We start from the raw sequence: 14,180 nt of genomic DNA on the forward strand, positions 1-14,180 counted from the left end.
CTATCAGTGCTCGAAGACCGCGGCGGCGAAGGTCGACCCCAGCCCGACCGCGGCCATCAGGTAGCGGTCGCCTGGTCGTAGCCGGCCCAGTTCGCGGGCCGCGACGTAGTTGAGGAAGGAGTCGGCGCAGAAGCAGTGGCCGGTGACCGGCATGTTGTCCAGGAACAGGCGCTCCACCGGGATCCCGGCCTTGCGCGCCACCCGCACCCAGGACACCCGGTTCACGTTGTGCGGCAGCACCACGTCCAGTTCGGCGACGGTGATCCCGGCGCGCGCCACCGCCGCGAGGATCACCTCGGCGAGCGCGTCCGGATAGCGTTGCTGGAACTCCAGGGACATCGCCGCGGTCAGGGACAGCCCGGCGTTGAACTCGCCGTGCGTGGCCGAGGCGTACGACAGCAGCCGGTCGCGCCGGCCCGTGCCGACCAGGACGGCGGCGCAGCCCTCCCCCATCAGCGCCGTGCCCGGGATCATCCGGGCCGACGGGGTGAACGCCTTCTCACCGACGAAGACCAGGGCCAGCGCGCCGGGCTCGCCGTCCTCGGCGAGCAGCCGGCCGGCCATCTCGACGGCGAGCAGCCCGGAGGCGCAGGCGTGCTGGGTGACCGCGAAGGCCCGCGCGTGCCGCAGGCCGAGGGCCCGCACCACGTCGTGCAGCGGATCCTCGGGGTACGGCGCGATCGCCTGCAGGGTCCGGGCCTGCACCACGTACCGGACCTGGGACTCGCGGCCGCGCAGCTCGGACAGTTTCGCCGCGGCGTTGAGCATCAGGTCGGTGATCGTGCCGGTCGGTTCCCGCAGCACCTCGGCCAGCCCGTAGTACCGGCGGAACATCCGGATCTGGGTGTCGGTCAGCCCCAGCTCCCCGGCCAGCGAGTCGATCGGCACCCGTTTCGGCGGCAGGTAGGCGGAGACCGCTTCGAGGGCGGTCACGTCCCGGCGTCCAGCGGCAGGCCGGACAGGTACTCGGTGAGCGCGTCGATGCTCGGGTGGTCCCACACGATCGTCGGTTCCAGGGGCATCCCCAGGTGGTCCTCGATCTCACCGCAGAGCGCGAGCGCGTACACCGAGTCGAGGCCCAGGTCGGCCAGGGGCATGGCGGTGTCGATGGTGGCCGGGTCCCGGTTGGTGAAATCGGCGACGCGGTCCCGCAGCCACGGACGGAGCTGTCCGGCGGCCCGGTGGTTCGGCGAGATGGTCAATTCCGGCTCCTTGGAAGGTCGGGCAGCACGCTGTCGGACAGGTCGAAGGCCCGGCCGGCGGCGTACCGGCGGGCGAGCTCCGCGTGGATCGGGCCGGCCAGCGCGGCCGGCAGCGACCGGGACGTGCCGTCCAGCTCGTCGGCCAGCCGCAGCAGGGCCGCCGTCACCCAGGCCGGGTCGGCCAGGAAGGTCCCCGGGTGGCGCTGCTCGGCCAGCCAGAGGTTCAGGCAGGTGGCGGCGGTCAGCACCGTGGTGTAGCGGGCGGTCAGGTCGAGCGCCGCCGGGTCGCCGCCGATCGCCAGGTCCGCCGGGCGGAGGCCGAGCGCCGCCGAACGCAGCCGGGCCAGCTCGCCGGTGAAGCGCCGGACCAGTCCGCGCAGCCGGTCGTCGCCGGCCGGCATCGCCTCGGCGGCGGCGAGCAGCTGGGCCGTGAGCGGGTCGGCCGTCGAGGCGATCCGGAGCCGGTCGAACGGCAGGGCCGGGAGATCGGCGTCCAGGTCGTACAGGGCGGGCGGTGGCTCCTGGCCGGTCGCCCAGGAGCGCCGGGCGAGCCGGGGGAGTTGAGGGAGGACGGTGGCCAGGCAGGCGACCCGGGCGGCGTGCCCGAATCCCGCCGGCGCCAGGTCGCGCTGCAGCTTCTGGAAGATGCCGTACTCGCCGGTGCGCAGGTAGCTCTGCGCGCCGAGCAGCTCACCGAGCCGGGTCATGGCGCGGATGGACCGGCCGGACACGACGTACTTGACGGCCGAGGCGTACGCGTTGGTGTCCTCGGGCAGCAGGTGCACGGCGCGGGCGACGGTGGTGGACAGGCAGTCGGCGATCAGCAGGTCCGTGAACGCCTCGGCCAGTGCGGTACGGACCACCGGCATGGCGCCCACCGGCCGTCCGCGCAGCCACCGGTCCTCGCCGAACCGCAGCACCGCGCGCAGGCCGGTGTCCAGCACGCCCAGCGTCATCGCCGGCAGCCCGGTCCGGGTGAGCTGGAACGAACGCAGCGCGACCTCCATGGCCGAGCCGAGCGGCCCGAGTGCCACGCCCGCGTCGACCGGGCACCGGTCCAGCTCGATCCCGCCGAGCTGCACCCCGCGCATCCCGCTGCTGGGGAACCGCGGCAGATACCGCAGCGCGCCCGGGGGCAGCGCGTCCTTCTCCACGAACAACTGGGTGTGGCTGCGGCCACCGGCCGCGTCCGAGGTACGACTGAAGATCACCATCGCGCTGCACCGCTGCGCGTTGGTGACCACCTCCTTGCGACCGGTGAGCAGCAGTTCGCCCGGCTGCCCCGGGTCGGCCCGGAAGTCCACCCGGGCGAAGTCGTTGCCGTGTGCCAGCTCGTGGTAGACGGACGCCACCCGCCGGCCGGAGAGCAGCAGCTCCGCCAGCCGTCGCTGCTGGGCCTCGTCGCCGCCGGCCCACACGTTGACCGAGGCGATGAACGAGCTGGCGCCGTAACCGAGGCCCAGGCAGGGGTCCCGCCGGAACACCGAGCGCATCGTCCGGATCAGCCGGTCCAGGCCGGTCATCCGCCCGCCGTGGGCGACCGGTACGAACTCGGCGTTGAGTCCGAAGTCGTCGAGCGCCAGCTCACCGTCGGCGAACATCTCCTGCCGCTCGTCGGCCGCCAGCACGGCCCGGTTCCCGAGGGGGTTCGCCGGGTCCCACGGATCACCGAAGCGACTCTCCAGATCCCGCACGGTGGTCATCGCGCCTCCCCGCCGCCGTCGAGGTCGAGCACCGAGGGGCGGCGGCCCGGGGCGAGGGACGCGTACACCCGGTCGTAGTTCTCGGGATGGTCCGGCGCGACGCCGAGGCGGTGCAGCACCCAGGTCAGCGCCGCGTCGAGCCACAGCCCGTCCGTCCACAGCGGGTCGGCGCCGGCGTGCTCGTGGTTGTGCAGCCACAGGTGCACCGCGCTCGCGCCGGCCACGCACAGCTCGTACCGGTGGGCCAGGTCGTAGGCGGCGGGTGCCACGTCGTGCGGGCGTGGGCGGTACCCGGCGAGTTCGGTGTGCAGCAGCTCGGTCGCGGCCAGGAGCGCCTCGGCCCGGGCCGCCGGGCCGCCGGCCGCGCGGACGGCCGGCACCGCCGCGGCCAGCCCGCGCAACGGCAGGCACCCGCGTCCGGCGGCCAGCGAGATCCGGTCCGGGTCCAGTTCGGGCACCGGCACCCGCAGGTCGGCCAGCGACCGCAGCCGGGCCGTGTCCACCGGGTCGCCGGGCCAGCCCCGCGCCAGTTGCGGGAACTGGTTGATCAGCGCGTTGCGGTTGACCGGGGTGCTGCCGTCGAAGATCCCGACGATCCGGTGGTCCCGTTCCACCTTCTGGAAGCGTCCGTAGTCCGGGATACCGGTGAGGAAGGCACGGGCGCCGAGCTGCTCGCCGCACCCTCCGATCAGTTCGTCGGTGAGTGCCGGCACGAAGGCCTTGAGCACCGGGGCGAGCACGCCCAGTTCCTCGGTCTCGGCCGTCGCCGCCCGGCTGACCAGGGCGGTCACCGCCTCGGCCAGGAACAGCATGGTGTGCAGCCGGCCCACCCCGCGCCGCAGGTACGGCACGTCGGCCAGCCGCCGCCCGTACAGCCGGCGGTCGGTCAGGTATCGCCGGACCAGCGCCAGCGCGTGGTCGGCGGCACCGAGCGACAACGCGGCGCAGGTGGTACGCGTCAGTTGCAGGGCGCGCAGCACCGTCTCCAGCCCGGCGCCACGCGCACCGACGAGTGCGGTCTCCGGCACCCACGCGTCGTCGAGGGCGATCCCGCTGATGTCGGCGCCCCGGATGCCGTGGGTCGGCTCCCCGGGCAGGCACCGGTACGAGTGCGCGGGAAGCTCCCGCTTGTCGGCGAGCAGCACGGTGAACCCACGTGGCCCGCCGTCCGGGTCGGTCCGCGCCAGCAGGCACACCACACCCGCCCGGGTGGCGTTGTTGATCAGCCATTTCGTCCCGCTCACCCGGTACCCGCCGTCGCTCCGGACCGCCGCGACCTCGCCGCCGAGCAGGTCGCTTCCGTGGCCCGGTTCGGTGAGCGCCCAGCAGACGGGCACCCCGGCCAGGACCGTGCCGGCGAGCGTGCGGGCCTGCGCCAGGTCCGCCTCGTCGCGTGGCGACCGGGCCCAGACCGAGGCCGCGCCGAGGAACGTCTTGCCGTGTCCGATGGCCGTGGTCAGGTCCCGGCGCGCGATCACCCGCAGGACCTGGACCAGGGTGTCGAAGCCACGCAGTTCACCGCCGTACGCCGCCGGGACGTAGTGCGCCGGCAGGCCGAGCCGGTCCAGGTGCGCGCAGATCTCCGCCGGGAACGCCTCGCTCTCGTCCGCGGCGGCGACCCGGGCGTGGTTGAACACGACGCCGGCGTCGTCCGGATCGCCCAGCCGCTCGTCGAGGTGCCGGGCCACGGCAGCGGCCAGGGGCAGGGTGGGCGCGGCCATCTCAGGCCCGCACCGGGTCGCCGGTCCGGCGCACGGCCCGCACGCCGTCGGTGAGCTCTTCGTGCTCGGCGCCGAGGGCACCGGTCAGGAAGAGCATCCGGGCCAGGCCGCGCTGGATCTTGCCGCTGGTGGTGCGGGGCACCGTGCCGGGGCGGACCAGCACCACGCTGACCGCGCCGGTCCCGAACTCCCGCGACAGCACGTGGCGGACGGCGGTGACCACGGCGGCGCGGGCCGCCGGGTCGAGGGACCGGGCCCGGCACTCCTGCACCACCACCAGTTCCTCGTGCAGCACCTCGACGGTGAAGGCGGCACCGACACCCCGGGACAGGCTCTCGTCCACGGCGCGCACCGTCACCTCGATGTCGTGCGGGTACAGGTTGCGGCCGTTGACGATCAGCAGTTCCTTGATCCGGCCGGTCACGTAGAGCTGGCCGTCACGCAGCAGGCCCAGGTCCCCGGTACGCAGGAAGCCGCCCTCGCCGTCGGCCAGCTCGTTGCCGAACACCTCCCGGGTGGCCTCCGGGTTGGCCCAGTAGCCCCGCGCCACGCTGGCGCCCCGCAGCCAGATCTCGCCGATCCGGTCGGGCGGTTGCGGCAGCCGAGTGGCGGGGTCGACGATCCTGATGTCGAACTCCGCAGTGGACTCGCCGCTGCTGACCAGTTCGCGCACCGGCTCCGGGTGACCGGCTCCGACCGGCGTCACGATGTTCCGTTCCAGCTCTTCAGCGTCGACGGTGAGCACCACCGGCGGGCGGCCGATGGTGGCGCCGCTGACGCTGAGCGTGATCTCGGCCAGGCCGTACCCGGGGCACATGGCGTCCGGCCGCAGCCCGGCGGCGGCGAATCGGCTGCCGAACGCGGCCAGGGTGGCCGCCTGCACCGGTTCCGAACCGTTCACCGCGCGCCTCCACCGGGACAGGTCGACGCCGGCGATCTGCTCGTCGGTGATCCGCCGGGTGCACAGGTCGTACGCGAAGTTCGGTGCCGGGGAGATCTCGATGTCGTGCCTGTCGATCAGCCGGAGCCAGGTGCCGGGGCGCTTGAGGAACGTCGTGGCCGACATCCCGACGCTGCAACCGCCCCGCGAGAGCGGGGCCAGCAACTGCCCGATCAGGCCGAAGTCGTGGTACATGGGCAGCCATCCGCCGACACGGACGCCCTCGCCGCCACCGAGGATCTCGTTGAACGCCCGCAGGTTGGGCAGCAGGTTCGCGTGGTCCACCACGACGCCCTTGGGGTCGCTGGTGGAACCGGAGGTGTACTGCAGGAAGGCGATGGTGGACCCGTCGACGGCCGGCCGCCGCCATGCCGGCGCCCGCTCCAGGGGGACGTCGTCGAAGGCCAGGCACGGTACGTCGGACAGCCCGCACTCGGCCGCCCAGTCGCGGACCGTGTCGAGAGCCGCGGCGTCGGTGACCACCGCGGCCACCTGGGCGTTGTGCGCGATGCCGGCGAGCCGGTCCCGTTGCCGGCGATATCCGTCCGGCAGCGGGGCCGGAACCGGGATCGCACCGGCGTGCTGGACGCCGAGGAAGTTTTCGGCGAAGGCGGTGCCGGGCTCGTTCAGCACGAGCACCCGGTCACCGGGGCGGACGGTGTCGGCGAGCAGCACGGCGATCTGCCGGGCCCGGGCGGCCAGGTCGTCCCACGACACCGTGCGCACCTCGGCGTCGCCCGATCCGGGGTCCGCGTCGAAGATCAGCGCCGGTCGCTCCGGGTGGACGGCGGCACGCTCCTGCAGCAGGTCGACGAACGTTTCGTGGTCGGGCATCAGGCGCTCCCCGCGGGTCGGTGACGTGCCGGACCCAGCGTCGCGCCGGATCCGGCATGTGCAGAAGGCTCGATCGAGCGGGCGGTTGGGGTAGCCGAACAGGTATGCCAGGCGGTCACGGCGTCTCCTGCCAGCCGCCGAGCCAGCCCTGCGCCACCCCGGCCAGGCCGATGGCGACCAGCGCCGCCCGTCGTTCCACGGTCAGGCCGGCGGCGTCCGGCTCGGCCAGGCCGGAGGTGATCCAACTGGTCATCGCGGCCTGGGCGAGCCCGGCGCCGACGGCTGCCGGGGGCCAGACCCCGTCCGCCTCGCCACGGCGGACCGTCACCGCGTCCGCGCCGAGCAGGTAGCCGGCCGCCCACACCTCCAGGGCGAGTCGCCAGTGCAGGCCCGAGGGCAGGCCGGTGACCCCGAGCAGGCGGTCGAACCCGTCCACCACCTGGTTCACGGACAGCCCGACCAGGCCGCAGTGATCGGCCCAGTACCAGCCGAAACCGTGCTCGACAGGTTCCCCGGTACCGGGGCGCAGCGGCCGCAACAGGCACCGGCTGCGATGAAGCTGCACGGTGTAGGGCAGCTTCTCGTCGGAGCGGCACCGCCGTGCCAGGGCCTCCTCGGCGCTCGCGCTGAACTGCCAGTACGTCGGCGACAGGGCCGGAGCGGGCAGGAAGACGGTGGCGTGGAACCGGCCCGGATGCCCGACGATCGTCGGATCGAACCGGTGGTCGACCAGGTGCGGCACGGTCCCGACGACCGGGATGCCGGCCTCCCGGCAGAACATCACCACCATCTCGTCGTCGTCCTTGACGTCGTCCGGGATGCCCGCCAGGTAGTCGGCCAGTTCCCGGGCCACCCGCACCGGCAGGACGAACCCCTGGGTGGGGGTCCACTCGAACAGCGACAGCGGCGCGAACGGCCAGCCGGCGATCACCGCGCGACGGACCAGGTATGAGTTCTGCGGGCTGTCCCAGTGCGAGTAGAGCGAGATGCCGTGTTCCGGGCGGGCCGCGATCGCGCGGTGGACCTGGGTGGCGAAGCTCCGGATCAGCCGGATGTCGTCCTGCAGGACCAGGTGGTGGGTGGCGCCGTCGGCGACGGCGCGCCAGGCCACCTTGGCGGTACGCAACGGGCTGGGCACCCCGTCCGGGTCCGGATCGGTCACCACCCGGGCGGTCAGCGGGGCGCAGTCGCGCACCAGCGGGGGGATGCGCTCCCGCCGGCGCGGGTGGTGCATGATCGCCACGCTGAGCCGGATCTCGCCGGCCGTCACCGCGCTTCCGCGGCCGAGAGACCGGCCGGCACGACCGGCTCCCCACCGCGGGTCGCCGACAGGTAGGCCGCCTCGATCAGCGCCGTCGTGGTGACGGCCTCCCGCATCGGCCGGTCCCAGCCGGTGCCCGCGGCGACCAGGCCGGCGAAGTCGGCGAACATGCCGGGGAACCACTCCTGGTGGGTCTGGTCCCGGTTCGGCGGGGCCAGGTCGGTGCGCTCCAGCCCGTCCGCCGTACGCACCTCGGCCATCCCGTCGTGCACGTCGGCGGCGCCGTCCGGGCCGCTGACCAGGTAGCGGTTCGACCGGGTGTCACTGACCCAGCTCAGATCGATCTCGCAGGTCCCGCCGTCGGTGAACTCCAGGTCCAGCCGGGCGGCCACGTCCATCCCGCCGGCGGCGTCGCCGTCCGCCCACTGCGCGACGCAGGAGACCGTCCGGGGCGCCTCGCCGAAGAGCTGGGTGGCCATGTACGCGCAGTGCGTCCCGTGGTCGAGCATGATCCCGCCCCGCGCCACCGAGATGTCCCGACGCCAGTCCGGTTGCCATCCGGGCACCCCGCGCGCGTGCGAGTCGCGGGCGATCCGGAACCGGGCCCGCAACGGACCGCCGAGCCGCCCGCCGGCGACCGCGCCGGTGAGCACCCGCATCATCGGCGAGAAGCCGTAGTTGTGCGCGGGGTAGAGCAGCAGGCCCCGGTCCCGGGCCAGGTCGATCAGGTCGAGTGCCTCGTCGGTGCGTACCGCGACCGGCTTCTCGCAGATCACGTGCAGACCGGCGGCGAGCGCCTCGCGTTCCAGCTCGACGTGGTGGTTCGGTGGGGTGCAGATGTCGACGGCGTCCACCGGCTGGGCGGCGAGCAGCTCGGCCAGCGTGGGGTAGGTGGCCAGGCCGGGGTCGAGCTGCCGGGCCCGGGCCCGCCGCTCCGGCGACGGGTCGAGCACCGCGACGACCCGGCCGGCGGTGACCGTACGGTAGGCGTGCAGTCGCCCTTCCCCGGCGGTGCCGAAGCCGATGACGGCGATCCTCATGCCGGTACCTCCTCAAGGTGCTGGGGCGCCGCGCCGTCGATCAGGACGCGGCGGATGATCTCGACGGCCTGCTCGGCCAGCTCCGCGTCCACGTTCAGCGGTGGGTAGAGGCGCAGCGTGGTGCCTCCGGTCATCACCAGCACCCCGGCGTCGACCAACGCCAGGAACGTCTTCCGGAAGGTGTCCTTGTCCAGCGGCCGGCGGGACCGCTTGTCGGCGACCAGCTCGATGCCGATCGCGAACCCGGCGCCCCGGACGTCGCCGACGAGCGGGGACTCGTCGACGAGCGGCTCCAGCGCGGTCAGCATCTCGGCGCCGAGCTTGGCCACGCGGCTGGGCAGGTCCTCGTCGACGAGCACGTCGGTGGTGGTGGCGACCGCCCGGCAGGCCAGCGGGAACGCGCCGAAGCTGGACGAGCTCGCGCTCGGGTCGGAGAACGGGCTGGCGGCCATCAGATCCGCTGTGGAGATCACCCCGGTGACGGGGTATCCGGCGCCCATCCCCTTGCCGACGGTGACGATGTCCGGCGTCACCTCGTCGCGCATGAAGGCGAACGGCTCACCGGTACGACCGAAACCGGTCATCATCTCGTCGACGATCAGCAACGCGTCGAACTCGTCGGCGACCGAGGCCAGCGCGGTCAGGTAGCCCGGTGGCGGCACCACGTTGCCGGACCGGCCCTGCACCGGCTCGACGACGAGCGCCGCCAGCGAGCCGGTGGAGTTCTCCTTGATGGTGTCCCGCACGGTCTCGACGCAGGCGTAGCCGCAGCTCGGGAACGTCATCTTCAGCGGGCAGTGGTAGCAGTTGGCGTACGGTGCGCTGAAATAGCCGGAGGGCAGCGGGCCGAGACCGGTCCGTGCCCCCGCGGTGAGCGCCAGGCTGCCCAGCGTCTTGCCGTGGAAGCCGCCCCAGAACGACAGGAACTCGTGCTTGCCGGTGACCGACTTGGCCAGCCGCAGTGCCGCTTCCACCGCCTCGGTGCCGCCGCTGTAGAGCTGGATCCGGTCCAGCGGCGGCGGCAGGAATCCGCGCAGCGACTCGGCCATCGCCCGGCGGCCGGCCGACCCGAACGCGCCGGCCGGCGCGGTGGCCAGCTCGGCGGTGAGGGCGGCGATCAGGCGCGGGTTGGCGTGGCCGATCGAGTTGACCCCGCCGGCTCCCTGGAAGTCGATGATCTCGTTGCCGTCCACGTCGACCAGGACCGCGCCGGCGGCGGATTCGACGCACAACTGCGCCCAGAGCATGACCGCCTGCAGGCCGGGTCCGATCACCTCCTGCTCAGCGGCCCAGTGCTGGGCACCACGTGGCCGGTCGGGCGTACGCCCAAAACGTCGGCCGTCGCCTGAACTCTCTGCCATCGCTCCGCCTCTCGGGTGCGGCCGGTCCACCGGTCACGCCGACCGCGGACCGCTTTCCGCCCATGCTCGGGATCCGGCGGCGGGCCCGGGAGCCTCCATCGGCCACGACGAATGGGCATGCCCGGACGGCTGACACGTCCGGGCAGCGCGGCACCGAGGCGGACGCGGTTAGCGTGGCGCCGTGACCAGCACCGTGCAGGACCTCATCGACGTGGCGGCGCAGTCCGCCGTGGACGCCGGCCGCCTGGTCCGGCAGCGGTTCGGCGACCCGGTGGAGGTGTCCCGCAAGCAGGCGGCCCACGACGTGGTGACCGGGACCGACCTGGCCGCCGAGGCGTTGATCCGCGCCGCGTTGGGCGGCGTCGGCCCGCGCTCGACGGTGGTGGGCGAGGAAGGCGGCCGGCCGGACGGCGCCCCGACCGGTCCGGACGATCCGGTGTGGCTCGTCGACCCGATCGACGGCACCTACAACTTCGTCCGGGGCATCCCGTTCTTCTGCGTGTCGATCGGCCTGCGGATCGGCGGTCGTACGGTCGGCGGCTGCGTCTACGACCCGCTGCGCGAGGAGCTGTTCACCGCGGCGGACGGTCGCGCGTGGTTGAACGGCGCTCCGCTGCCCACACGTACCGCCGCGTCGTCGGCGCCGCCGCTCGTGCTGTGCGACATCCCGAACGCCGGAGGGCCGCCGTCCACCGCCGAGACCGACCTGCTGGCCGCGCTGCTCACCGCCGCCGCGGACGTGCGACGCCTCGGTTCGTCCGCGCTGGCGCTGGCGTACGTCGCGGCGGGCCGCGCCGACGTGGCCGCCAACGCGGACGTCTACGACTGGGACACCGCTGCCGGGCGGGCGCTTGTCACCGCCACGGGTGGCGGTTACCTGAGTCATCCCGATCCGCTGCCGACCCGGCGGCGGGGCAGCTTCGTCGCATGGGCCCCCGCGTACGCGGCCCTCGGCCGCGCGGTCGGCGAAGCCCTGCGCCCCGACAGCCTCGCGGAGGTCGTGTGACACGCCGGCGCTTTCTGATCATGGGCGGCCTGCACCGCAGCGGCACCACCCTGCTGGCCGCGCTGGTCGGCACGAATCCCGAGGTGGCCGGGTTCCGGCAGACCGGCGCGCCGATGGACGAGGGCCAGTACCTGCAGACCGTCTGCCCCTACGACGAGCAGCACGGCGGTCCGGGGCGGTTCGCGTACGCGCCCGGGGCGCACATGACCGAGCACCACGAGCTGGCCGGCCCGGCCACCGCCCGGCTGCTGCGCGAGCAGTGGGGCCGCTACCTGGATCCCGGCCGCCCGGTCGTGCTGGAGAAGTCGCCGCCCAACCTGCTGCGCTTCCGGTTCTTCCAGCGGCTCTTTCCGGGTTCCCGGTTCGTGCTGGTCATGCGGCACCCGGTGGCGGTGGCGATGAGCACCCGGAAGTGGACGCCGGCGCTGACCGTGCGGCAACTCGTCGAACACTGGCTGCACGCCCACGAGCTGGCCCGGGCCGACGCCGCACACGTCGACGCGATGCTGACCGTCCGCTACGAGGACCTGATGGACGACCCGGACCGCACGTTGGGGGACATCGCAGCCTTCGCCGGCCTTCCACCCGCCTTCGACGTCGGCGGCCTGGACCGGGACACGAACACCCGCTACCTGCAGGCCTGGCGGCAGGGTCCGGGCGCCGACGACGACCTCGTCGACCTCGCCGACCGGGTCGCACGGTACGGCTACCGGCTGCCCGCACCCGCCTGAACCGGCTTCGCCTGAGAAGGGAGAACGGATGTCCCGGCTGCTCATCGTGCACGGCACCGGCGGACCGCGGCGCTCCGACGACTCGGTCCGCCGGGAGTGGATCGGCTCCGTCGAGGACGGCTTGGCGCTGGCCGGCTATCCCGCGACGGCGCCGGATGCCGCCCTGGTCAACCTCGACGCCCCGGACCGCGTGCCGGCCGTCGGCGACAGCGATCCGGCCGCCGAGACCGCACTGTTGCGGCGCTGCTGGCAGGCCGCCACCTTCGACACCGAGGCCGGTGCGGAGCCGGTCGGCGTGGACGCGTTGGCCGGCCGGCTGGCCTGGTCCCGATACTTCTGCGGCCTGACCGCCGAGGAGCTGACCGGAACCCTGCGTCAGGTGCTGGCGTTCGCCACCGGCACGGCGGCCGGGCACCCCGCGATCGACGCCGTACGCGCCGCGCTCACCCCGGACACCGAGATCGTGATCGGCCACTGCCTGGGCGGGGTGGCCGCCGCGCTGGCCCTCGCCGGCGCCGGTGCCGCCGCTCCCGCGCTGATCACCCTGGGTGCACCGCATCCCCCGGCCGTGGGACCGCCCGCCTCCGGGCCGGCCGTCTGGGTGGATGTGGCCGACGTGCAGGACACGCTGCTCCTGGCGGCCGGGACCGGTCCGGCCGGCGTCACCGGGAGGGTGTCACTCGACTGCGACCCTCGGCTGCGCGGCGCTCGCAACTATCTGGCCTCGCCGGAGTTCGGCAAGGTGCTCGGCAGCCTGCTGGAGACGTGCGACGGCGGTTGACCTCCGGGGCATGTCCGGAACGAGACATGGTCCTGGAAGGGGTGTACCGCCGTCCGTTTCGATGATTCGTGTGACTCCGAGTGAGAGGAGCGCGGTCATGACCGCGACGATCGTCGAACACCATCCGCACCGCGAGTCGGCAAGCCTGCGCATCGCACTCGTCATGATCAACGACATCCTGCGGGACGGTCTCAGCGTGGCGCTGCGCGGCCTGGCCCTGACCACGTCCGTCCGTTCCTACCGCTCGATGCCCGAGTTGCTGACCGAGGCCGTCGACAAGCGACCGGAAGTGCTCGTCGTCAACGCGGCCGACGGCGTCGCGGGCATCGCGGCCGCCGGGCTGATCGCCCCGGAGAGCAAGATCGTCATGCTGATCCACGACGCCCACGCCGCCGAGGCGGTGCTGGCCGACGGTGTCGTGGTGGACGGCTTCCTGCTCCAGCAGGACCTGTCCGGTCGCACCTTGGAGAACGCGCTCCGGGCGATCATGACCGGTGAGGTGCCGATGCCCGCCGTCCTGGCGCAGCAACTGCTGGCCCGGGCCGGCATCCGCCGTACGCCCTCGTCGATGGCGCCCATCAAGCTGACGCCGCGCGAGCACGAGACGTTGTTGCTGCTTGTCGAAGGGTTGAGCAACAAGCAGATCGCGCGACGCCTCAAGATCTCCGACCACGGCGCGAAGCGGCTGGTGGCCGGGGTGCTGCTCAAGCTCGGCTGCACCAATCGGACCTCGGCGGTGGTCACCGCCATCCGCTCCGGCCTGGTGGAGTGCGCGTAGCGCAGGCATCCGCGCCGGCGCGCGGGACCACGAAGGTGGCGGCACCGGAAGCGGTGCCGCCACCGTCAGGGTTCCTCAGACCGCCTGTCGTAGCGGCGGCCGCTCGTAGAGGCCGTGCGCGGCCAGCTTGATGCCGAGTTCGAGCCGGCTCCGGGCACCCACCATCTGCATGATCTGCGTGACCTGCCGCTGGACGGTACGGGTGGACACGGCCAGCGCCCGCGCGACCACGTCGTCGGTGGCGCCGCCGGACAACCGCCGCAGCACGTCACGCTGCAACGGGTTGAGCCTGCCGTGCAGGTCACTCACGTCCACCCGCGCCTCGGACCAGTGGTGGTGGAAGATCGTCGTCAGCGCCTGCACAGCGGTCGGCGAGCGTACGGCCAGCGGTGACGCGGCCCCGCCCCGCGACACGATCGCCAGGTTGCGGTCCAGCACGACCATCAGAGTCGGCGAGTGCTTGCCGCTCCGCACGTCGGCCCGGACGCCCAGCAGGGCCCGCAGCCGGGCGCCCCGGTCCAGCAGGGTCTCCCCGGCCACCACCGCACGCACCCGGGCGGCGCCGGACCACCCCGCCCGGGGCGGCCAGGGCCGGCCCGGCTCCTGATCGGACAGCAGCGCACAGTTGGCGGGTATCAGCGCGAGCACCTCGTCGCGCGCGGCTCTGATCACCCGCGCCGCCAGACGCCAGCCCGCAGCCTCGGCCTCGACGACCGTCGGCTTCGGATCCACGGCTTCGTTCTGCATCAACTCTCCCCCGAGTTGCCGTCGCACGCACGTGGTCATGCGACAAGCGGACAGTGATTGAAACGTAGCGATGGG

Annotated in this window: 13 protein-coding genes; 4 read left to right on the plus strand and 9 right to left on the minus strand. The window is 73.4% G+C overall.

All coding sequences use genetic code 11. The features are described from left to right. Positions 1-3: 3 nt before the first annotated feature. From CLT75_RS23210 to CLT75_RS23245, 8 genes are all read right to left on the minus strand, one after another. Entirely contained in the window at positions 4-933 is a 930-nt protein-coding gene (locus CLT75_RS23210) for a ketoacyl-ACP synthase III family protein (protein WP_135242450.1), read from the minus strand. Continuing rightward, positions 930-1,202 carry an acyl carrier protein gene (locus CLT75_RS23215; protein WP_135242451.1) on the minus strand — a complete coding sequence of 91 codons (273 nt, stop codon included), beginning with the start codon at positions 1,200-1,202 and terminating at the stop codon, positions 930-932. The genes CLT75_RS23210 and CLT75_RS23215 overlap by 4 nt, the downstream gene beginning before the upstream one ends. After that, on the minus strand, positions 1,199-2,905 hold the full coding sequence (locus tag CLT75_RS23220) for an acyl-CoA dehydrogenase family protein (RefSeq protein WP_135242452.1): 1,707 nt from the start codon (positions 2,903-2,905) through the stop codon (positions 1,199-1,201). The genes CLT75_RS23215 and CLT75_RS23220 overlap by 4 nt, the downstream gene beginning before the upstream one ends. After that, a complete protein-coding gene (locus CLT75_RS23225; protein ID WP_209310375.1) occupies positions 2,902-4,626 on the minus strand; it encodes an acyl-CoA dehydrogenase family protein in 1,725 nt (574 codons plus the stop codon). Before CLT75_RS23225 ends, CLT75_RS23220 begins: the two co-directional genes overlap by 4 nt. Before the next feature lies 1 nt (position 4,627). After that, positions 4,628-6,400: a fatty acyl-AMP ligase gene (locus CLT75_RS23230; RefSeq protein WP_135242453.1), complete on the minus strand. Its 1,773-nt coding sequence runs from the start codon at positions 6,398-6,400 to the stop codon at positions 4,628-4,630. A 115-nt stretch (positions 6,401-6,515) separates the two neighbouring features. Continuing rightward, the gene (locus CLT75_RS23235) at positions 6,516-7,670 is read right to left on the minus strand and encodes a hypothetical protein (protein ID WP_135242454.1); all 1,155 of its coding nucleotides are present in this window, start codon (positions 7,668-7,670) and stop codon (positions 6,516-6,518) included. Next, positions 7,667-8,701, minus strand: coding sequence for a Gfo/Idh/MocA family protein (locus tag CLT75_RS23240; protein WP_135242455.1), 1,035 nt, complete (start codon positions 8,699-8,701; stop codon positions 7,667-7,669). Before CLT75_RS23240 ends, CLT75_RS23235 begins: the two co-directional genes overlap by 4 nt. Next, positions 8,698-9,975 (minus strand): class-III pyridoxal-phosphate-dependent aminotransferase, encoded by a 1,278-nt coding sequence (locus CLT75_RS23245; protein WP_167796946.1) that lies wholly within the window; start codon positions 9,973-9,975, stop codon positions 8,698-8,700. Before CLT75_RS23245 ends, CLT75_RS23240 begins: the two co-directional genes overlap by 4 nt. Before the next feature lie 268 nt (positions 9,976-10,243). Between CLT75_RS23245 and CLT75_RS23250 the strand changes: the two genes are divergently transcribed. The 4 genes from CLT75_RS23250 (at position 10,244) to CLT75_RS23260 (ending at position 13,358) form a co-directional block, all read left to right on the plus strand. Further along, positions 10,244-11,068, plus strand: a complete 825-nt coding sequence (locus CLT75_RS23250; RefSeq protein WP_135242457.1) for an inositol monophosphatase family protein — start codon at positions 10,244-10,246, stop codon at positions 11,066-11,068. Continuing rightward, positions 11,065-11,799, plus strand: a complete 735-nt coding sequence (locus CLT75_RS23255) for a sulfotransferase family protein (RefSeq protein ID WP_167796947.1) — start codon at positions 11,065-11,067, stop codon at positions 11,797-11,799. The genes CLT75_RS23250 and CLT75_RS23255 overlap by 4 nt, the downstream gene beginning before the upstream one ends. A gap of 28 nt (positions 11,800-11,827) precedes the next feature. Then, positions 11,828-12,580: a hypothetical protein gene (locus tag CLT75_RS32755; RefSeq protein ID WP_167796948.1), complete on the plus strand. Its 753-nt coding sequence runs from the start codon at positions 11,828-11,830 to the stop codon at positions 12,578-12,580. A 97-nt stretch (positions 12,581-12,677) separates the two neighbouring features. Beyond that, positions 12,678-13,358, plus strand: coding sequence for a LuxR C-terminal-related transcriptional regulator (locus CLT75_RS23260; protein WP_167796949.1), 681 nt, complete (start codon positions 12,678-12,680; stop codon positions 13,356-13,358). A gap of 75 nt (positions 13,359-13,433) precedes the next feature. On the opposite strand, the gene CLT75_RS23265 is transcribed toward CLT75_RS23260, so the two are convergent. Then, a complete protein-coding gene (locus CLT75_RS23265) occupies positions 13,434-14,105 on the minus strand; it encodes a LuxR C-terminal-related transcriptional regulator (RefSeq protein WP_135242460.1) in 672 nt (223 codons plus the stop codon). Positions 14,106-14,180 lie beyond the last annotated feature (75 nt).

The organism is Micromonospora sp. CNZ285, from assembly GCF_004637285.1.